15 protein-coding genes are annotated in these 21,344 nt (G+C 46.7%); 2 read left to right on the top strand and 13 right to left on the bottom strand.

Annotated features, from left to right (window positions below; all coding sequences use genetic code 11):
* The 8 genes from pstA to BLP57_RS04515 form a co-directional block, all read right to left on the bottom strand.
* Positions 1–915 carry a phosphate ABC transporter permease PstA gene (gene pstA, locus BLP57_RS04550; RefSeq protein WP_021652473.1) on the bottom strand — a complete coding sequence of 305 codons (915 nt, stop codon included), beginning with the start codon at positions 913–915 and terminating at the stop codon, positions 1–3.
* Complete coding sequence (gene pstC / locus BLP57_RS04545; RefSeq protein ID WP_021652474.1) at positions 905–1,762, bottom strand: phosphate ABC transporter permease subunit PstC; 858 nt, start codon at positions 1,760–1,762, stop codon at positions 905–907. Before pstC ends, pstA begins: the two co-directional genes overlap by 11 nt.
* A 123-nt stretch (positions 1,763–1,885) precedes the next feature.
* A complete protein-coding gene (locus BLP57_RS04540; RefSeq protein ID WP_021652475.1) occupies positions 1,886–2,749 on the bottom strand; it encodes a substrate-binding domain-containing protein in 864 nt (287 codons plus the stop codon).
* Positions 2,750–2,903: 154 nt separating this feature from the next.
* A complete protein-coding gene (locus BLP57_RS04535; protein ID WP_021977005.1) occupies positions 2,904–3,338 on the bottom strand; it encodes an RrF2 family transcriptional regulator in 435 nt (144 codons plus the stop codon).
* A 453-nt stretch (positions 3,339–3,791) separates the two neighbouring features.
* Entirely contained in the window at positions 3,792–4,724 is a 933-nt protein-coding gene (gene cysK, locus BLP57_RS04530; RefSeq protein WP_015526291.1) for a cysteine synthase A, read from the bottom strand.
* A 230-nt stretch (positions 4,725–4,954) separates the two neighbouring features.
* Positions 4,955–5,965 (bottom strand): DUF4097 family beta strand repeat-containing protein, encoded by a 1,011-nt coding sequence (locus BLP57_RS04525; RefSeq protein WP_092069726.1) that lies wholly within the window; start codon positions 5,963–5,965, stop codon positions 4,955–4,957.
* Entirely contained in the window at positions 5,958–6,671 is a 714-nt protein-coding gene (locus BLP57_RS04520; RefSeq protein ID WP_092069724.1) for a DUF1700 domain-containing protein, read from the bottom strand. Before BLP57_RS04520 ends, BLP57_RS04525 begins: the two co-directional genes overlap by 8 nt.
* Entirely contained in the window at positions 6,668–6,988 is a 321-nt protein-coding gene (locus BLP57_RS04515) for a PadR family transcriptional regulator (RefSeq protein ID WP_021652481.1), read from the bottom strand. Before BLP57_RS04515 ends, BLP57_RS04520 begins: the two co-directional genes overlap by 4 nt.
* Before the next feature lie 175 nt (positions 6,989–7,163).
* Between BLP57_RS04515 and BLP57_RS04510 the strand changes: the two genes are divergently transcribed.
* Together BLP57_RS04510 and BLP57_RS04505 are read left to right on the top strand one after the other, a co-directional pair.
* Positions 7,164–8,189, top strand: a complete 1,026-nt coding sequence (locus BLP57_RS04510) for an N-acetylmuramoyl-L-alanine amidase family protein (RefSeq protein WP_227945550.1) — start codon at positions 7,164–7,166, stop codon at positions 8,187–8,189.
* Positions 8,190–8,210: 21 nt separating this feature from the next.
* Positions 8,211–9,365 carry a serine hydrolase gene (locus BLP57_RS04505; RefSeq protein WP_092069721.1) on the top strand — a complete coding sequence of 385 codons (1,155 nt, stop codon included), beginning with the start codon at positions 8,211–8,213 and terminating at the stop codon, positions 9,363–9,365.
* 68 nt (positions 9,366–9,433) lie between these two features.
* Here BLP57_RS04505 and BLP57_RS04500 read toward each other — a convergent pair whose 3' ends face one another.
* The 5 genes from BLP57_RS04500 to rpoB all read right to left on the bottom strand — a co-directional run bounded on the left by BLP57_RS04500 (position 9,434) and on the right by rpoB (position 21,170).
* Entirely contained in the window at positions 9,434–10,660 is a 1,227-nt protein-coding gene (locus tag BLP57_RS04500) for a hypothetical protein (protein WP_015526296.1), read from the bottom strand.
* Positions 10,661–10,702: 42 nt separating this feature from the next.
* On the bottom strand, positions 10,703–11,518 hold the full coding sequence (locus BLP57_RS04495; protein WP_092069719.1) for a PP2C family protein-serine/threonine phosphatase: 816 nt from the start codon (positions 11,516–11,518) through the stop codon (positions 10,703–10,705).
* 30 nt (positions 11,519–11,548) lie between these two features.
* Entirely contained in the window at positions 11,549–13,498 is a 1,950-nt protein-coding gene (locus BLP57_RS04490) for a serine/threonine protein kinase (protein ID WP_092069716.1), read from the bottom strand.
* 98 nt (positions 13,499–13,596) lie between these two features.
* Positions 13,597–17,295, bottom strand: coding sequence for a DNA-directed RNA polymerase subunit beta' (rpoC, locus tag BLP57_RS04485; protein WP_015526299.1), 3,699 nt, complete (start codon positions 17,293–17,295; stop codon positions 13,597–13,599).
* Positions 17,296–17,312: 17 nt separating this feature from the next.
* Positions 17,313–21,170, bottom strand: a complete 3,858-nt coding sequence (gene rpoB / locus BLP57_RS04480; protein ID WP_021652198.1) for a DNA-directed RNA polymerase subunit beta — start codon at positions 21,168–21,170, stop codon at positions 17,313–17,315.
* Positions 21,171–21,344: the final 174 nt, after the last annotated feature.

Genomic DNA, 21,344 nt, shown 5'->3' with positions numbered 1-21,344 from the left:
TTATCCTTTCGCAATTTTTCTGGCTACCAGACCGGACAGTCCGTTGATAACAAGTACAAATGCCAGAATGACTACTGCTGTTGCAGATGCCTGGTTTACATGAAGTCCCTCACTGGAAAGCACATACATGTGAAGTGCCAGGGTACGTCCGGAACCCATCAGGCTGTTTGGAACTGCCGCAACAGTACCGGAGGTATAAAGAAGTGCTGCAGTCTCACCTACCACACGTCCGATGGCCAGGATCACACCTGCCAGGATTCCAGGAACTGCGGAGGGAAGTACAATCGTAAAAATAGTACGGAGCTTGCCTGCTCCAAGTCCGAAGCTTGCCTCACGGTAAGAATCCGGAACAGATTTCAGTGCTTCCTCAGCGGTACGCATGATCAGGGGAAGTACCATGATCACCATAGTCAGCGCACCGGAAAGAAGAGACATGCCCCAGTGCAATGCAGTTACAAAGAACAGCATACCGAACAGACCATATACGATAGATGGAATACCGGAAAGTGTCTCTGCGGTAATACGGATCAGCTTTACAAAACGGCTGCCTTTTTTTGCATATTCCACAAGGAAGATCGCTGCAAAGATTCCTACCGGAGCGGCAATCGCCAGAGATACCAGTGTCATGATCAGGGTATTGATCAGTGACGGGAGAAGGGAAACGTTCTCTGAGGTATAAGTAAGGCTGAAAAGACTTGCATTCAGATAGGGAATACCTTTTACAAGCACATAGCCGATCAGGAAGAACAGCAGTGCAAAAGTGATCACTGCTCCTAGCAGTGTGAGAAATGCCAGGACTCCTGCACCGGGATGTTTCGCATAGGACTTCAGCTGGTCTCCTATGGTAAGTGTATTTCTTTTTTTCATGTTTGCTTCTGCCGCAGGATCTGCGGCTACAGATACGTTAGTTTGCATACTCCGCCCTCCTGTTCAGCAGTGAAAGACTTAAGTTGATGATCAGGATAAATACAAAGAGTACAACTCCTGTTGCGATCAGTGCTTCTCTGTGAAGTCCTGATGCATATCCCATCTCTGTTACGATGTTTGCAGTCATGGTACGGACACCCTGAAGAAGTCCCTTCGGCATACGTGGCTGGTTTCCAGCTACCATGATCACGGCCATGGTCTCACCGATGGCACGTCCGATCCCAAGGACAACGCCTGCCAGGATTCCTGACTTTGCTGCCGGAAGCATAACAAAGAAAATGCTTCTTTCTTTTGTTGCGCCAAGTGCAAGTGAGCCTTCATAATAGCTTTCCGGAACGCTTCGTACTGCCGATTCCGTAACTCCGATGATCGTCGGAAGGATCATGATTCCCAGAAGGATACATGCTGCCAACATACTGCTTCCGGTTCCTCCGAACAGCTGGCGGATCAGCGGCACCAGGAGAACCAGACCAAAATAGCCATATACGATGGATGGAACGCCTGCCATAAGCTCAATACCGGATTTCAGTGGTTTATAGATTTTTTTCGGGCAATATCTTGCCATAAATACGGATGTAAAAAGTGCGATCGGAACTCCGATAAGGATTGCTCCTGCAGTTACATAAATACTTGCCACGATCATTGGCAGGATTCCAAATTTATCGTTTGTTGGTCTCCATTCTGTTCCGAAGAGGAATTTTAAGGGACCGATCTTTCCCATTGCAGGAAGGCCGTTTGCAAAAAGGAACACACAAATAAGAAATACTGCAAGAACCGATGCACAGGCCGCAATGAGAAAAACGACCTTCATGGCCTTTTCTCCTAAATGATTCATAAGACACCTTTCTCTCTGTTCCAGTGGATATCCACTGTGCTGATATATAACGGAGCGGCTTTCCTGACCTTGTCATGATCGCCGCTCTTTGTAAGATACTTCAATCGTTTTTTACCTGGGAATTTATTTGGTCACGTCTTCCCAGTCTGTGATATCACCTGTGAAGATGGATTTTACCTGGTCACTTGAAAGCTCCTCAAGGTCATTGTCGTTATTTACGATGACTGCGATACCATCTTTTGCGATCTCTGTAGCTTTAACACCTTTCTCTGTTTCCTCGTCCTTCAGCTCACGGGATGCCATTCCGATATCACATACACCCTCTGTTGCGCTATTGATTCCTGTTGTGGAATCGCTGACCTGAACTTCTACTGTGATGTTTTTGTTTGTTTTCTGATATGCCTCCGCAAGCTTCTCCATTACAGGTCCTACGGAAGAAGATCCCATAACTACGACTTTGCCTTTTGCATCTCCGGCTTTGTATGCCTCTGCTTTTTCATCTACTTTGATGTAGCCTTCTTTTTCGATGATGTCCTGTCCGTCAGAGCTCATGATGTAGTTGATGAAATCCTGTGCTGCATCACTGAGCTTGTCGCCTGTTACGATGTTGAACGGACGTGCTACCTTGTATGTATCATCTGCAACGTTCTCTGCTGTTGCCTCTGCTCCATCGATCTTTACTGCTTTTACTGTATCGTTGAGGGAACCAAGGGATACGTATCCGATAGAGTTCTCATCGCCTGCTACTGTGGTAAGCATTACATCTGTGTTGTTTGTGATACTTGCTTCCTGTGTTGTCATATCTACTTTCTCGCCGTCTTTTTCTTCTTCGATCCCAAACAGCTCTACGAATGCTCCACGTGTTCCGGATCCATCCTCACGGGAAATTACGTCAATTGCTCCGGATGGTGCTGCCATTACGACTGTTCCCATTACTGTAGTTCCGATAAGTGCTGCTGTTAAGATACCTGCGATTCTTTTTTTCATAATTTTTTTCTCCTCATTTCTATGATCATTCTTACTTGCTTACTGCTTAAATACAGGTGTTATTATAGGAATGGAAGGTAAAATATAAAATCGCGGTTTTGTAAAATGTTAGTAAAAAAATGTGATATAAAAAAAGCTGCTTGCGCAGCTTTTTTTATATGATGTATTCGTCTGCCTTGACAGATTGCCAGTTCATCAGGTCTTCCAGTGTTATATGATCCACCACACCTTTGATAGCATCGTCCAGCTTTTTCCAGAGGATCTGGGTGACACAGTTCTCCTCACGTTCACAGAAGGCTCCGTTGTCGTCCAGACATTCCACAGGGGAAAGGCTTCCTTCTGTGAGGCGGAGGATCATTCCGACCGTGTATTTATCCGGGGTCTGCTGCAATGCATAGCCGCCCTGAGGGCCACGGACACTGCGGACAAAGCCTGCTTTGTTCAGAATGGAGATGATCTGCTCCAGATATTTATCGGAGATCTCCTGGCGCTTCGCCACATCCTTCAGGCGGATCGGTTTTCCTGTATAATTTGTAGCAAGATCCAACATCAGTCTCAGCGCATATCTTCCTCTTGTAGAAATCCTCATGTAATATTTACCTCCAATATTTCAGTATTCTTCTGATTTATAGCCTTTTGCTCTTTCTGTTATTGTGTAGCTGTTCAGCCGGAAATATTCCTCTGTATTCCATAACCGGCACCCTTCTCTGTGATACACAGGCAGCTTCCTGTATCTTCTTTCATAGGAAGCAGAATCTGCTTTGCAGACTTTATTCTTTATATTGTTAATAGGTTTTGTTTGTTTTCTCTATTATACCTGAAAAAGCTACAAGATACAAGCAAGTCCACACACACTGCTTATTGCTTTTCGCGGGACCTTACCAGTGAACAGTAACCACAGCCCCACAGAGGGCTTACTTAATTCGATGAAATCAAGAATAAAACCGGCGCTCCGGCAGCCTGCTTGGACAGGCATTCAGGAGCGCCGTAAATAATCCCGCAGAATCACGCTTCGGGGCAAAAGAAGCGGTCTTCGGATCGATTATTTTGTAAACAGTGGTGTGGAGTAGTAACGGTCTCCACTGTCCGGAAGAAGTGCTACGATCACTTTCCCCTTGTTCTCCGGGCGTTTTGCAAGCTGGATCGCAGCATAGAGAGCTGCACCGGAGGAAATTCCTGTAAGGATTCCCTCTTTCTTGGTAAGGAGTTTGGATGTTTCAAATGCATCCTCGTTCTCTACCGGAATGATCTCGTCATAAACCTTGGTGTCAAGTGTGTCCGGAACAAAACCTGCGCCGATACCCTGGATCTTATGCGGGCCTGCTTTTCCCTCAGAAAGTACAGGAGAAGTTGCAGGCTCAACAGCAACTACCTTCACATTCGGGTTCTGGCTCTTCAGGTACTCACCTGTACCGGTGATCGTTCCGCCTGTGCCGACACCTGCTACGAAAATGTCTACCTTTCCGTCTGTGTCATTCCAGATCTCAGGACCTGTTGTTGCTGCATGTGCCTTCGGGTTAGCCGGGTTCTCAAACTGTCCCGGGATGAAGCTTCCCGGAATCTCCTTGGCAAGCTCTTCTGCCTTGGCAATGGCCCCCTTCATTCCCTTGGCTCCGTCTGTGAGAACCACCTCTGCACCATATGCCTTCAGGATGTTTCTTCTCTCAACACTCATGGTCTCCGGCATGGTGAGGATCGTCTTATAGCCCTTGGCAGCTGCGATGGCTGCAAGTCCGATTCCTGTGTTACCGGATGTTGGCTCGATAATGGTTGCGCCTGGTTTCAGGACACCTTTCTGCTCTGCATCCTCGATCATTGCCTTACCGATTCTGTCCTTAACGCTTCCTGCCGGGTTAAAATACTCAAGCTTGGCAAGTACTGTAGCCTCAAGTCCCTCAGACTTCTCTACGTTCTTAACCTCTACAAGCGGTGTGTTTCCGATCAGTTCCAGTGCGCTTCCGTAAATTTTACCCATGATGATATCCTCCTTATTTCCTTTATGTCCATTTCCTTATTTCCTAGTAACTATATATGTTTTCTGTGATTTGATTGAATTATATCATAGTACAGGGATTTGTCAATACATTTCAGCCAAAAAACGCAGGAATTTTTCTCCGGAAAAACCCCTGCGCTTCATATAATTTCATTTATTCTTTTTTAGGATTTTTACAAGCAGATGCATAGTCAGACGGATATTCATATTCTTTATTTTTCAGATTCTGTTAATGTAATATCCCCATCGCTGCATTCCACATTTAAAGTCGGTGCTGAAGCACCGGCCTTGTTCTCATAAACAGAGGTGTCTTCCTCATTGTCGGTTTTTCCCCTGGAAAGCCCCTCCGTGTCCACATCTCCGTCTGCAGCTTTCAGATAAATATTGGTTTTCTCTGCACTGCCGTTCTTCATTTCTACAGAAACATCACCGCAGGAGCTATTGATCTTCATATCTCCGTTAAAGCTGCTGTTGTCTATCTGAATATCTCCGTCGCTGAGAGCTATCTGCCCATCTGCAAGCTCTGCCTTTTTTATGGTCACATCTCCGTTTCCGGATTTCAGCTGCATGTTATCTGTACACTGAAGTTCTTTTACATTCAGATCCCCGTCGGAAAACTTTGCATCAAACTTTTCGAACTCGCCCTTATCCAGCATCAGATCTCCACTGAGAAGTTCCAAGGTCATTTCTTTACACAAAAGCTGATCAGCAGCAAGATCCCCGTCGGAAAGCCGAAGCTCCGCTTCGGAAAGCTGTGCCTTCTCCGGAATATAAAGAACCACCGTATTCAATGCATCTTTCTTTTCTGTTAGATCCGCATGTGTAGAGAATATCCCCAGATCATAGGTTATATAATAACTTCCACTGCCGCCTGCAGGCTCCTCAAGCGTGAGCTCTCCATCCTTATCCTTCCAGGTCAGAGGATTTTTCCTCCCGTTTTTCTCAAGCTTATATTCCATATAATAATGGTCATCATCTGAGGTACGGATATCCAGATCAAAATCCTCAAAATCCACATTCAGCTTCGTAAAATCATCAATCTGTTCTTTTTTCATTACTGTAAGATTTTTACGACTGGAAGAATTTCCTCCGGATACATACATATGATCTGAAGTATATGTGAAATCTTTTCCCCCTGCAAAATATCCTGCTGTGGAAAGAACAACTCCCGCTGCACAGAGTGCTGTACCTGTCATCAGCACTGTTTTTGCAATCTTATTCATTTTTATGCACCTTCTTTCTTACAAGTCTGTTAACCAGACGGCCGATTCCCATTGCACACCATTTACATATATATATGGTAAGTACTCCAACGAGGATTCCCGCACCTGCCATCAGAAATCCACTACCGACCATCATGCAGGCTGCTGCCAGAGATCTTGCGATCAATGTCACGCCGAAACCTGTGAGCACGATACCTCCGGCAATTGCTGATACACCTGTAACTGCCATGGAAAAGATCACTGCTGCGATGACAAGCACCACTGCTGCCAGTACTGCAAGGCCTGCAAACAGCAGCGCAATGCTCACCGGCGATGCACAGATCACCAGAAATGCGAGAAGAATGATCTTTCCGGGGGAACGCTTCTTTCCTGCGGATGTACTGTACCCTGTTGTACTCAGGTTTCCTGAATCTGTCCGGCTATGTGCATGGGAGCTCTCTCCGTAATATGAACCTGCTGCCGGCAAAGCTGCTGTTTTTTCCTCGGTGATGTCTTTACTGTCACCAACACTCTCCTGTAAAAGGTTCAGAAGCAGTTCCCTTGCCGCCTCTTTAGGCTGTCCCAGTTCTTCCATAACCTGCTGTTCATTCTCAGGTCCAGCCTCATCGAAGTATTCCGAAAAATACTCAATGGCATTGTCATAATCTTCTTTTGGAAGCCGCTTCAGATATTTCTTCAGCTGCTCCATATACTCTTTTCTTGTCATTTTCGAAGTCTCCCTTCCACAATATCGTCTATAGTATCGCGGTATTCTCTCCACTCTTTCCTCAGATATTCCAGCTGATCACGCCCGGCTTCTGTGATGGAATAATACTTTCGCTTCCTGCCCTGGAACTCTTGGGAATACGTTGTAAGATAACCACCTGTCTCCAGCTTCCGCAGGATGGGATACAGGGTAGACTCCTTGATGGATGCAACCATCTTTACAGTCTGGCTGATCTCATATCCGTAGGAATCCTGCTGTTCCACAACAGAAAGGATCAGACATTCTGTCAGCACAGCTGATACCGGATAGTAATACATACGCTCACCTCTTTATGTAATTATTTTATATATAAAATTTTTATATATAATTATTTTACATATATAGTATCATATTTTCCCCTGTTGTCAAGCCCAATTTCACAATTGCTTTTTCCTATCTCCTTATTTATAATATTTACAAATGCAAACACCCACCAAGAAAGGACGTATTTTTATGGAAAAAAAGCCTCATCTGATGGCGATCGTCCTGTTTCTGACGGGTCTTATCTGTATTGGACTGCTTTTTGGACTCAGCTATAAAACCTACCGGAAGATCGATGCCGTTGACCAGAAAATGGCCTCCGTGATCAAACCGGTCCAGAAAAAGCAAAAATCCATGAAAGAGGATATCGAACTTTATACAGCCAAGATCGAAAAGAAACAGGCAGCCAACAAATACCTGCAGCAGCGGGCACAGACAGAAAAAGCTGTCAAAAACAACACTGGTGAACATGAACGGGCACCGGAATCCGAAAACAGTCAGAAAACGACCAAACCCTCTGTTTTCAGTGAAGCTGGTGGTGAAGGATTCACCGATGGCGGTAATGATACCTCTTCTGCTTCCAACAACGGCCATATCGTCGGGATCGATCCCGGACATCAGAGTGAAAATGTTGATATGAGCGCCACAGAGCCGAACGGCCCCGGTTCCTCCACCATGAAGGCCAAGGCTTCCACCGGAACCAGAGGCTCCTTCAGCGGTCTCCCGGAGTATCAGCTGAATCTGGACGTTTCTCTTCTGCTTAGGGATATCCTGGAACAGCGTGGATACCAGGTAATAATGACAAGGACAGACAATGATACCGCTATCAGCAACAAGGAGCGTGCAGAGCTGGTCGCTTCCCAGGGTGCGGAGATCTGTGTCCGTATCCATGCAAACGGAGATGATTCTGCAGATGTCTCCGGTGCTCTGACCATGTGTCCGTCCCAGCAGAATCCTTATGTTTCCAGTCTCTATGACAGTTCCAACAAACTATCCAAATGCATTGTGGATTCCTACTGCGCAGCTACCGGCTTCCAGAACCGCGGGATCATCTACACAGATTCCATGACAGGTATTAACTGGAGCACGATCCCGGTGACGATTGTGGAAATGGGATTTATGACCAACCAGAGCGATGATCTGAAAATGGCGGATTCCTCCTTCCAACAGACTATGGCAGAAGGGATCGCCAATGGAATCGATGCTTATTTCCAATAATAAAAAGGAGTTTGTTTATATATGAAAAAAAATACATTTCTGTATATTGTGATCGCAGTGCTTGTCATCGCACTGGCAGGACTTGGGGCACTGAATGTCCGCTCCCTGGACAAGCTTGCATCTCTCCAGACAAAAGTTAACAAGCTGCAGAAAAGTGTGCAGGAGGTTTCTGATTCTGCCGCTGAGCTCAGCAGCAAAGCCGATCAGCTGGATGCTCTTTATCCTGATGATCCTACCGTTTCCAGCGCTGCTGCCGCAGCATCTTCAGCTGAGGTCCAGGGTCCTTCCGCACAGGAAGAATCCACAGATACATCTGCAGCCTCCGATTCTTCCGAAGCTTCTGGCAGCAAGGACAGTTCTTCTTCCACTCAGGAAGAAGGAACTCTTTCCCCATCCAGCGGAAGCACTTTCACAGACAATTCGGATTCCAGCATGGACAACCTTCTGAACCAGGTACAGTCTCTTCTTCCCACCGATAACGGAACCTGGTCCGTATATGTATGCAATCTTGCAAAAAATACCGAAGGTACCATCAACGATCAGCAGATGCAGGCTGCCAGCCTGATCAAGCTCTATATCATGGGTGCCGTATATGAAGATTATGACAGTCTTTCCTCCAAATACAGCAAGGATCAGCTGGACAATGCACTGAACTCCATGATCACAGTCAGCGACAATGATGCTGCCAATACACTTGTCAATTATCTTGGCGGCGGGGATGACGCAGCCGGAATGGCCCGTGTGAATAAATTCTGTCAGGATCACGGATACACCAGCACTTCCATGGGACGTCTTCTTCTTGCAGATAATTCCAATGGGGATAACTACACTTCCGCAAAGGATTGTGGAAAATTTCTGAAGACCATCTATCAGATCGACAAGGGTACTGCTACCGATAACAACGATACTCTGGCAGGAGCCGAATATATGTATCGTCTTCTGAAAATGCAGACCAGGAAAAACAAGATCCCGGCTCAGATGCCTTCCGAGGTAAAGGTTGCCAACAAGACCGGTGAACTGGATCACGTAGAAAACGATGCCGGCATCATCTATGACACAGCAAAGGGGATCGACCTGGTAGTCTGTTTTATGTCACAGGATCTTAACGATACCTCTGCTGCACAGAACACCATCGCACAGGACAGCCGTGCGATCTATGGATACTATAACGAATAACAAAATAACAGACTTACCGGATCGGACAAAAAAAGGATGATGCGTCACCGAAACGCATCATCCTTTTTTCAGTTCTTTTCTTCTCCCTCTTCATAGGATTTTTCCCAAATCTCGGAAAATACTGCCAGCGGACAGTCTGTCAGCAGGCACATCAGAAGAAAGCACTCATATGGATTCACTATGTAGATCTCACTCATTTCGCAGCGGGCCAGGATCTCCTGGATCTCCTCCAGGAAATGGCGATATCTCGTATACGGATCATCCTCTGCCATCTCCTGAGAGATCACAAAAAACTCCAGCGTGATCAGATCAAACCGCTCCACCGGAAATTTATGGTTCAGGATATTGTTGATCCTCTGGCGGCTGAAGCGCTTCTGGCTGAAATGCTTTGCCAGAATGGATGCAGACATCTTTTTGAGATTTCCCATTTTATTAATAGGGATCCCGCTGCAGATAACCTTTTCCAGATCCGAAGCACTGATATTCTCAGGCTTCCAGATTTTTTTGCCACCGTTTTCTTCCTCATCTTCCTGATACATGGCTGCAATGATCTTCCTTGCCCGCTCCAGAAGGATCATAAATTCCTGAAAAGCCTGGCTCTTCTCTGATTTCGGATCATCATGTCTTCCTTTCAGAAAAGCCAGATATTCCAGAAGCTTTTCTTCACTGTCCAGACAAAGCCCTGTGCCATACACGATCTCTCCGGTCTTTTTTTCCACCGGAGTCATCTGTTTGTAAGTTTCTTTATATTCCTCCGCTTTATAATAGCCAAGATGATTCCGGTAACAATACCAGTAGATCACTTCTTCCGGATTATGGAAATCAAAATCCTGCTCACGAAGCACCCGGGTCAGAAAATCTGAAACATCCTCTGTACTCATCCGAAGTCCGAACCCCAGCAGAAAAACTGTTTCACGCTTCACAGATGCCTGAGTCAGCCAGTTATTCACCAGAGAACTCAGCTTGGCTGATGTAGGTGACATGGATTTCGGTGTGTAGGTTTCCTTGAAGGATTCCACAACGATCTCTCTGTAGACTTCCTGCGGCACCTGGGAAAAAGGCTCCTCAAGCTCTGCACGCTCATACACATATCGTTTCAGATAGTCACCAAAGGAAACCAGTTCCATTTCCTTGTAAAGATAATGAAAAATAACATCTGCATCCTCATCCTCAAAGGAATCCAGACTGACAACCTGGCGGAACTTCTGTGCCGCCTTTCTTGTAAATTCAAAGTCCTTCACTGAATCGAAGGCAACTGTCTGTTCAAAATCAAGATCCTGCATTCGATTTCTCATCGCAAATTTTCTCCTTATCCCTTTTCTTACTCCCCGGGTTTATTACCGTCCGGTACTGTGGCGCTCTGCCCAGCGTTTGAGAATATTTTTTTCTTCATAGCCGCTGATCTGTGCAAGGACCAGTGTCACATTATCTCTGCCGCCTCTTTCCAATGCCTGTTCCAGGATCTTACCTACTTTTTCTTCTGCGGTTTCTGTCCCGTCAAGGATCTTCTGAAGCTCCTGATCAGAAAGCATGTCTGTCACTCCATCTGAACAGATCAGATACGAGCTTCCCGGCTGATAACCGATCTCCACGATAGAAGGCTCCAGTGCCATGTTTTCTTCCTGGAAGCCCAGATACTGCGTCAGCGGAGCTTTTCCCAGCATTTTTCCGCCGATCACATGGTCCGTGGAAATCTGCTGAAACTTCCCCTGAAAATGACGGTAGATACGGCTATCCCCAAGGTTGCAGGCATAGATCGCCTTTTCACTGAAAGACAAAAGTGCCATGGTTGTTCCCATGCTTCTGATACAGTTTTCATTGTTGTAGCGACATACTGCCTCATTCATATTTTCGCAGGCTTCTGTCAGAAAAACCACAGGCTCTTTTTTCAGGGTCTTTTTGTTTTCTTCATAGAAGCCTCCCAGCGCTTCCACAGCTGCAGAAGCTGCCATTTCACCGCAGCTTTCTCCGCCCATGCCGTCAAAAACAGCCAGCATTGGAAGCTGCCAGTGCTGTGTATGACCTGCCAGGATTCCGTCAACCCCCTGGTTGTGCACCGGCAGGCGCACTCCGCAGCACCAGAAATTATCCTCATTATTTGTCCTCACCTTTCCGGTGTGACATGTATACGCATAATCAATCTGATAGGCCATTCTTTTTCCTTTCGTAAAAACCCTTCGACATTACTGCTGAAGCTCCACTACAGAATTACTCCAGTATTTGTCTCCCAGTTCTACATATTTGTCGTTATCGCTCTCTTTATCATGAACCTTACCATCTGCATCGATCCATCGGATCAGAAGGCCGTCCTGATAATAAAAATACTGCTTCTCATCTCCGTCCCATACATAAGTATAAAACATCTGCTCGCCCCAGTAAAAATATTCCTCATAAACGCCATCTGCGGAACTGCCGGGATATACAAGTACTTTGGCGATCTCTCCTGATCCATTATAAAAGCGCAGGCGATCCCCCTCTGTACCTTCACGTCTATAGCTGTCCAGAGCATTTTCTATGGTTGTCGCATGGTCACGTATCGTTTCCATTGCCTGTGCGAAACTTTTATCCGAATTGTCTGCAGTACCGAAATTTCCTTTGTTCAGAGCATCAGAATCATCGGAATCTGTATACGAAGGTTCCCCGTTATCCACAGGTTTCCGTATCGTTCGTACCGCAAGGATCCCGCCGATCAGCACAACAAGGATCCCGGCTGTTATAAGCATTCTGAAAATACCTTTCCGTTTCCTTCTGTCATCGTCATTTCCGTCATTCTCTGGTACGGATCCTTCCCACTCCTGGAGATTCTGGTCACGGTCGTCTTCCAGATCTGTGATAGAGGTAACTCTGGGCTTTACAGCTCCGGTTTTTCTTATACCGGGATCTGACTGACGGGAACGTCCTGACGGATAACCGGACAGGCTATCCTTTTCGGATGCTGTTTTTCCGGATGCAGATTTCTGAGGCTTCTGTATTGTGCTCTGAGCCTTTGGCGTATTCCGGGCTGCATTTTTTGCTATTTCTCCGGCTATCGGTTTATCCGGCTGTATGGATACCGGCACAGGATTTTTACGTGCCTGACGGATCGCATCCGTATTCAGCTGACTCGTTCTTGCCAGCTGTCTGGCTGCACCCTCCTGGAGAAACTTCGGCATGGACTCCGGAACAGGTCTTTCCTCCACTGGTTTCGGTTTCTCATGAACTCCCTGTTCTCTGTTTGCTGCTCCATACCGGATTTCTTCCAGTGCTTCCCGAAACTTCTCAGGAGTCTGATATCGTTCTTTTGCATCATAAGCACAGGCTTTTAAGATAACGGAGCCGAAAGCCTCTCCTGCATCCACAGGTGGTGGCGGTGTTTCGCCTGACATCCTCCTCGTGAGTGCGTTTTCCTTATCTCTGTATGTGATCAGCTGTTTTTCAAGATTCAGAAACGGAAGCCTGTTATGATTCATCAGTTTATATAACACCAAGCCAAGTGCATAAATGTCCACTCTGCTGTCGTACTGTTCTCCCCTGTACATCTCCGGCGCCATATAGGAATAAGTTCCCTTTTTGGAAAGGGTACTCATAGTTTTTTCCAGTTCTCTGGCGATTCCAAAGTCCCCCAGTTTGAAATCCCCGAACCTGGATACAAAAATATTCTCAGGTTTGATATCCCTGTGGATGATGTGAAGCTGCCCACAGTATTCCAGTGATCTGCAAAGATCGATACCCAGCTTCATCACTTCTTTTTCTGTGAGATTTTTTCCCGCATAATATTCCATGAAGCTTGTGAGATATTCCATGCGGATAAAAATATCCCATCCGATCTCGTCCAGATATTCCATCACCTTGTAATCCTCTACAGATACAATATGGGAATTTCCCCGGAAATACTCCATGGTGCTTACTTCCTGAATGCACTCCTCCACCAGATTTTCAAAATAACCGCGGACAGATTTTTCATCACCGGATTCTGAGCGCACACTGTCCAGCTCCCCTTTACTGGCGGGGATTGTGATTATCTTAATTGCCGAGTAAAAAGAACGTCCCTTCTCAGTTCTCTGAGCTTTATACACTCTTCCAAAAGAGCCTTCCCCGATCTTGCTTACGATCTTCCATTCCGGCCACGGGGAAATTGGCAGTTCCTTGTCCATCGCAATCCCTCCTCTCTCAGAAAATCCCTGCTTATAAACAGAAATCTCCCTCCGGATTTCCGGGGGGAGATTTATTTATATTAGCAAGGTATATCGACTTATTCTTCTACCGGTGCAGTTTCCTCTGCTGTCTCTTCAACAGCAATGGTCTCTTCCTCCGGAGCAGTCTCAGTCTTCTCTTCCTCTACGGAAATTTCCTCTGTATCCTCAGGCTCCTCGGAAGCTGTTTTTACCTCCGGCATTCCTGTGTCAAGACTGATCTCACTGTAACGCTTCATACCTGTACCTGCAGGAATCAGCTTACCGATGATAACGTTCTCTTTCAGACCAATCAGCGGATCGATCTTACCTTTGATAGCAGCCTCTGTCAGGACTTTTGTTGTTTCCTGGAAGGAGGCTGCTGACAGGAAGGAGTTTGTAGCAAGGGATGCTTTGGTAATACCAAGCATAACCTGTTTTCCCTCTGCCGGCTGTTTGCCCTCTGCCTCAAGTTTCTCGTTAACTTCCTCAACATCAAGGACATCAACAAGTGTTCCTGGCAGGAACTCTGTATCTCCGTTATCCTCGATACGGATCTTCTTCAGCATCTGATGAACGATAACCTCGATATGCTTATCGTTGATCTCAACACCCTGCAGACGATATACACGCTGAACCTCACGGATCATGTAATCCTGAACTGCACGCACACCCTTGATTCTCAGGATATCATGCGGATTTACACTACCTTCTGTCAGCTCATCGCCGGCCTCAAGAACCTGTCCATCAAGGACTTTGATACGAGAACCGTATGGGATCAGGTAAGTCTTGGAATCGCCTGTCTCCGGATCGTTTACGATGATCTCACGTTTCTTCTTAGTGTCGTTGATCGTGGCAACACCTGGGATCTCTGTGATGATCGCAAGACCTTTCGGCTTTCTTGCCTCAAAAAGCTCCTCGACACGAGGAAGACCCTGTGTGATATCTCCACCGGCAACACCACCGGTATGGAAAGTACGCATGGTCAGCTGTGTACCTGGCTCACCGATAGACTGTGCTGCGATGATACCAACAGACTCACCAACCTGTACCGGCTCACCGGTAGCCATGTTCGCACCATAACATTTTGCGCAGACACCAACCTTGCACTTACAGGAAAGGATGGTACGGATCTTCAGTTTGTCGATCGGTCCGCCTGTCTGGTTGCTTACGCCCTCTTTCATGATACGGGCTGCACGCTTCGGTGTGATCATGTGGTTTGCTTTAACAAGGATTTCTCCGTCTTTATTCTTAACTGTCTCACAGGAGAAACGTCCTGTGATACGCTCCTGAAGGCTCTCGATCTCTTCTTTTCCGTCCATGAATCCACGAACGACCATACCGGAGATCTCTGCTCTGTTCTCACAGCAGTCCGCCTCACGAACGATCAGATCCTGGGATACGTCAACAAGTCGTCTTGTCAGGTATCCGGAATCGGCTGTACGAAGAGCGGTATCAGAAAGACCTTTACGAGCTCCATGAGCGGACATGAAGTACTCCAGTACGTCAAGACCTTCACGGAAGTTCGACTTGATCGGGAGCTCGATGGTATGACCGGTTGTATCAGCCATCAGTCCTCGCATTCCGGCAAGCTGTTTGATCTGCTTATCGGAACCACGGGCTCCGGAGTCAGCCATCATGAAGATGTTGTTGTACTTATCAAGACCTGTAAGAAGTGCCTTTGTAAGCTCATCATCGGTCTTCTTCCAGGTATCAACAACCTCTTTGTAACGCTCTTCCTCTGTGATAAGACCACGTTTGTAGTTCTTTGTGATACGGTCAACAGTATCCTGAGCCTGCTTGATCATCTCCGGCTTCTGCGGCGGCACGGTCATATCGGAAATGGATACGGTCATGGCTGCACGTGTGGAGTATTTGTAACCCATAGACTTAACGGAGTCAAGTACCTCGGCTGTCTTTGTTGCACCGTGAGTATTGATAACCTTTTCAAGGATCTGCTTCAGCTGTTTCTTACCTACAAGGAAATCAACCTCAAGAAGCAGTTCGTTTCCAGGTACGCTTCTGTCCACAAATCCAAGGTCCTGCGGAAGGATCTCGTTGAACAGGAAACGTCCCAGTGTGGACTGAACATTGCCGCTTAAAACAGTTCCGTCCGGCATTGTCTTATGACAATGGACAATGATCTTTGTCTGGAGTGTGATGACCTTGTTCTCATATGCAAGAATTGCCTCGTTGACGCTCTTAAAGAACTTGCCCTCACCCTTGTTTCCAGGTCTTTCCTGTGTCAGGTAGTAGATACCAAGGACCATATCCTGTGAAGGAACGGCTACAGGACCACCATCTGACGGTTTCAGAAGGTTGTTCGGTGATAACAGAAGGAAACGGCACTCTGCCTGTGCTTCCTGGGAAAGCGGAAGATGTACAGCCATCTGGTCACCATCGAAGTCAGCGTTGAACGCGGTACAAACAAGCGGATGAAGCTTGATCGCCTTACCTTCTACAAGGATCGGCTCGAATGCCTGGATACCCAGACGATGCAGTGTAGGTGCACGGTTCAGCATAACCGGATGCTCCTTAATGACGTCCTCAAGGACATCCCATACTGCCGGCTCAAGCTTCTCTACCATTTTCTTGGCATTTTTGATGTTGTGGGAAGTTCCGTTGGCAACAAGCTCTTTCATAACGAAAGGTTTGAACAGCTCGATAGCCATCTCCTTCGGAAGACCACACTGATAGATCTTCAGTTCAGGTCCTACGACGATTACAGAACGTCCGGAATAGTCAACTCGTTTACCGAGAAGGTTCTGACGGAAACGTCCGGATTTACCCTTCAGCATATCGGAAAGGGATTTCAGAGCTCTGTTTCCAGGGCCTGTTACAGGACGTCCGCGGCGTCCGTTATCGATCAGGGCATCTACAGCCTCCTGCAGCATACGCTTCTCGTTGCGGACAATGATATCCGGAGCACCAAGCTCCAGAAGTCTTTTCAGACGGTTGTTTCTGTTGATGATCCTTCTGTAAAGATCATTCAGGTCAGATGTTGCAAAACGTCCTCCGTCCAGCTGTACCATAGGACGAAGATCCGGCGGGATAACCGGGATAACGGTCATGATCATCCACTCAGGACGGTTGCCGGACTCACGGAAGGACTCCACAACCTCAAGACGTTTGATGATCCTTGCACGCTTCTGGCCTGTTGCGTCCACAAGCTCTGCCTTCAGTTCTTCAGAATCTTTTTCAAGATCGATAGCCTGAAGGAGCTCCATGATGGACTCGGCACCCATACCTACACGGAATCCTTCTCCGTAAGACTCACGTGCTTCCTGGTACTCACGCTCGGTGAGTACCTGTTTGTACATAAGTCCGGAATCTGCAGGATCCAGAACGATATAGTTAGCAAAGTAAAGCACTTTCTCCAGTGTTCTCGGAGAAATATCAAGGATCAGACCCATACGGGACGGAATTCCTTTAAAGTACCAGATATGAGACACCGGAGCTGCAAGCTCGATGTGTCCCATACGCTCTCTACGAACGGCAGATTTGGTTACTTCAACACCGCATCTGTCGCAGACAACGCCTTTATAGCGAATTTTTTTGTACTTTCCACAGTGGCACTCCCAGTCCTTGCTCGGTCCGAAAATCCTTTCACAGAAAAGACCATCCTTCTCAGGCTTCAAGGTTCTGTAGTTGATCGTTTCAGGTTTTAAAACCTCACCGTGTGACCACTCTCTGATCTTCTCAGGGGACGCCAGTCCGATCTTGATGGCATCGAAAGTCATTGGCTGATATGTTTCATTGGCGTTGGTTGTTTCTGCCATGTATTCTTTCCCCTTTCTTATTCCTCATCATCAAAGGACTCTTCAAACTCGATCATATCATCTTCGTCTTCCATGTCCTCATCTTCTTCTACATTGACAAGCTCTTCTCCGCTGAACTCCTGCTTGGTGTAGCCGTGTTTACCGAAGGACTCCTCATCTCTGCGTCCTCTGGAATCGCCCTCGATGACATGACGAAGATCAGTATCTCCGTAATCAGAGGTTTCCATAATGTGTACCTCTGATCCGTCTTCGCTGAGCACACGTACATCCAGACCAAGAGACTGAAGCTCTTTAAGAAGTACCTTAAAGGACTCAGGAATACCTGGCTCAGGAATGTTGTCACCTTTGATGATCGCTTCATAGGTCTTAACACGTCCGATCACATCATCAGACTTCACTGTCAGGATCTCCTGCAGTGTGTAGGAAGCACCATATGCCTCCAGTGCCCAAACCTCCATCTCTCCGAAACGCTGTCCACCGAACTGAGCTTTACCACCCAGAGGCTGCTGTGTTACCAGGGAGTATGGACCTGTGGAACGTGCATGGATCTTATCATCTACCAGATGATGCAGCTTCAGGTAGTGCATGTGACCGATAGTTACAGGGCTGTCGAAGTACTCGCCTGTTCGTCCGTCACGAAGTCTTACCTTACCGTCTCTGGAGATCGGAACGCCCTTCCAGAGTGCTCTGTGAGCTTTATTCTCATCGAGATACTGCATAACATCCGGTGCAAGGATGTCTTTATATTTCTCACGGAATTCCTCAAAGTCTTCCGTATTAACATAATCGTTGGCAAGCTCCAGAGTATCCTGGATATCAACCTCGTTTGCGCCATCGAATACAGGTGTTGCAATATTGAAGCCAAGTGCTTTGGCAGCAAGGCTCAAGTGGATCTCCAGGACCTGTCCGATGTTCATTCGGGAAGGTACACCCAGAGGATTCAGTACGATATCAAGAGGACGTCCGTTTGGAAGGAATGGCATATCCTCAACAGGAAGTACACGGGAAACGACACCCTTGTTACCATGACGACCAGCCATCTTATCACCAACGGAGATCTTTCTCTTCTGTGCAATATAAATGCGTACTGCCTGATTTACTCCAGGGCTCAGCTCATCGCCGTTCTCTCTTGTAAATACCTTGGCATCTACGATAATACCATACTCACCGTGCGGTACCTTAAGGGAAGTATCACGTACCTCTCTTGCCTTCTCACCGAAGATAGCACGAAGGAGACGCTCCTCAGCAGTAAGCTCAGTCTCTCCCTTAGGAGTAACCTTACCGACAAGGATATCACCGGCACGTACCTCAGCACCGATACGGATGATACCGCGCTCATCCAGATCCTTCAGAGCGTCATCGCCGACACCCGGAACGTCACGTGTGATCTCTTCCGGTCCCAGCTTGGTATCACGGGATTCTGCCTCATATTCCTCAATATGGACAGATGTATAAACATCATTCTGTACCAGTTTCTCACTAAGAAGAACAGCATCCTCGTAGTTATAACCCTCCCAGGTCATAAATCCGATCAGCGGGTTCTTACCAAGTGCAAGCTCACCATTGGATGTAGACGGGCCATCCGCGATAACCTGTCCTGCCTCAACATGCTCACCCTGGAACACGATCGGTCTCTGGTTGTAGCAGTTGCTCTGGTTGCTTCGCATGAATTTAGTCAGATGATAATCATCTTTTGTTCCGTCATCATTCTTGATAGAGATATCTGTAGATGTGGAACGAAGTACTGTACCTGCTTTTCTTGCAACAACGCATACACCGGAGTCAACAGCTGTCTTGGTTTCCATACCTGTACCAACAACCGGAGCCTCTGTTGTAAGAAGCGGAACGGCCTGACGCTGCATGTTGGATCCCATCAGCGCACGGTTCGCATCATCGTTCTGCAGGAACGGGATCAAGGCTGTAGCAACGGAGAATACCATTCGTGGAGATACATCCATGTAATCGAACATGTGCTGCTCGTACTCCTGTGTCTCCTCGCGGTAACGACCGGAAACGTTCTTATGAATGAAGTGTCCCTCTTCATCCAGCGGCTCATTCGCCTGTGCTACATGGTAATTATCTTCCTCATCCGCTGTCATATATACAACCTCATCGGTTACACGCGGGTTGGAAGGATCTGTTTTGTCAATCTTTCTGTACGGAGCCTCTACGAAGCCGTACTGATTGATCCTTGCATAGGATGCAAGGGAGTTGATAAGACCGATGTTCGGTCCCTCAGGAGTCTCGATCGGGCACATTCTTCCATAGTGGGAATAATGTACGTCTCGAACCTCGAATCCGGCTCTGTCTCGTGACAGACCGCCAGGTCCCAGTGCGGAAAGTCTTCTCTTGTGAGTCAGCTCTCCAAGCGGGTTGTTCTGATCCATGAACTGTGACAGCTGAGAAGAACCGAAGAACTCTTTTACTGCTGCAGTTACAGGTTTGATATTGATCAGGGACTGCGGAGAAATACTCTCTGTGTCCTGTGTTGTCATTCTCTCACGTACCACACGCTCAAGTCTGGAAAGACCGATGCGGTACTGATTCTGAAGCAGCTCACCGACAGCACGGATACGACGGTTGCCCAGGTGGTCGATATCATCATCGTTACCAAGGCCATACTCCAGATGCATATTGTAGTTAATGGACGCAAGGATATCTTCCTTGGTGATGTGTTTCGGGATCAGGTCGTGGATATCACGTTTGATCGCATCACATCTGTCCTCAAATGTGTCATTTTCTTCCAGAATTTTTTCGAGCACTGGGTAGTATACTAATTCTGTAACACCCAGGGACTTCGGATCCTCAAGCTCCGGCAGATAGTGACGGATATCAACCATAAGGCTGGAAAGGACTTTGATCTCTCTCTCCTCACCCTGGATCCATACGTACGGAACTGCGGAATTCTGTAATGTATCAGCAAGCTCTTTTGTAACAAGTGTCTCAGCCTCAGCAAGGATCTCACCTGTTGTTGTATCTACAACATCCTGGGAAAGCTTGTGGCCTACGATACGTTTATTGAAATGAAGCTTCTTATTAAATTTATAACGTCCGACTTTGGCAAGGTCATATCTTCTCGGATCGAAGAACATTGCCATGATCAGGCTCTCTGCGCTCTCTACTGCAAGCGGCTCGCCCGGACGGATCTTCTTATACAGCTCAAGGAGACCTTCCTGATAGTTTGTGGAGGTATCCTTTGTAAAGCTGGCAAGGATCTTTGGCTCTTCACCAAACAGATCAATGATCTCAGCATTGGTTCCAATGCCCAGTGCACGGATCAGAACAGTGATCGGAACCTTTCTTGTTCTGTCTACACGTACATAAAATACATCATTTGAATCTGTCTCGTACTCCAGCCATGCACCTCTGTTCGGAATTACAGTACTGGAAAACAGTCTCTTACCAAGCTTATCATGAGCGATCGCGTAGTAGATTCCAGGGGAACGTACTAACTGGCTGACAATAACACGCTCAGCACCATTGATAACAAAGGTACCCGTAGCTGTCATCAGCGGTAAATCTCCCATGAAAATCTCGTGCTCGTTGATCTCTTCTGTTTCCTTATTGATCAGCCTTACTCGAACCTTCAAAGGTGCGGCATAAGTCACGTCACGTTCTTTACACTGCTCGATGGAATATTTTGCATCTTTTTCATCGTATGTGAAATCGATGAATTCCAGACTGAGCTTTCCGCCGTAATCTGCGATCGGAGAAATATCATCAAATACTTCTTTTAAACCTTCGTCAAGAAACCACTGGTAGGAATCTTTCTGAACTTCGATCAGGTTTGGCATTTCCAGGACTTCTTTTTGTCTCTGGTAGCTCATACGCATGCTTTTTCCAGTTTTTACAGAACGAATTCTGTTTTTTTCCATTGACGTTTCACCCCTGTTTTTTTATTATTTATTACAACATGATCCCGCCTGACCTTTAGGCAGGCATATCTAGCCATAATATAGCATCCTCCACTTTAACATAAGAAAAAAAGTGTGTCAAGCACTTTTTTTGATTTTTTTACATTTTTCAAAAAAAAGATTCTGTTCCTTCTA

It is taken from the genome of Blautia sp. SF-50, assembly GCF_900101315.1.
Taxonomy (GTDB): Bacteria; Bacillota; Clostridia; order Lachnospirales; family Lachnospiraceae; genus Blautia_A; species Blautia_A fusiformis.
This window is presented reverse-complemented; position numbering and strand designations above follow the sequence as displayed.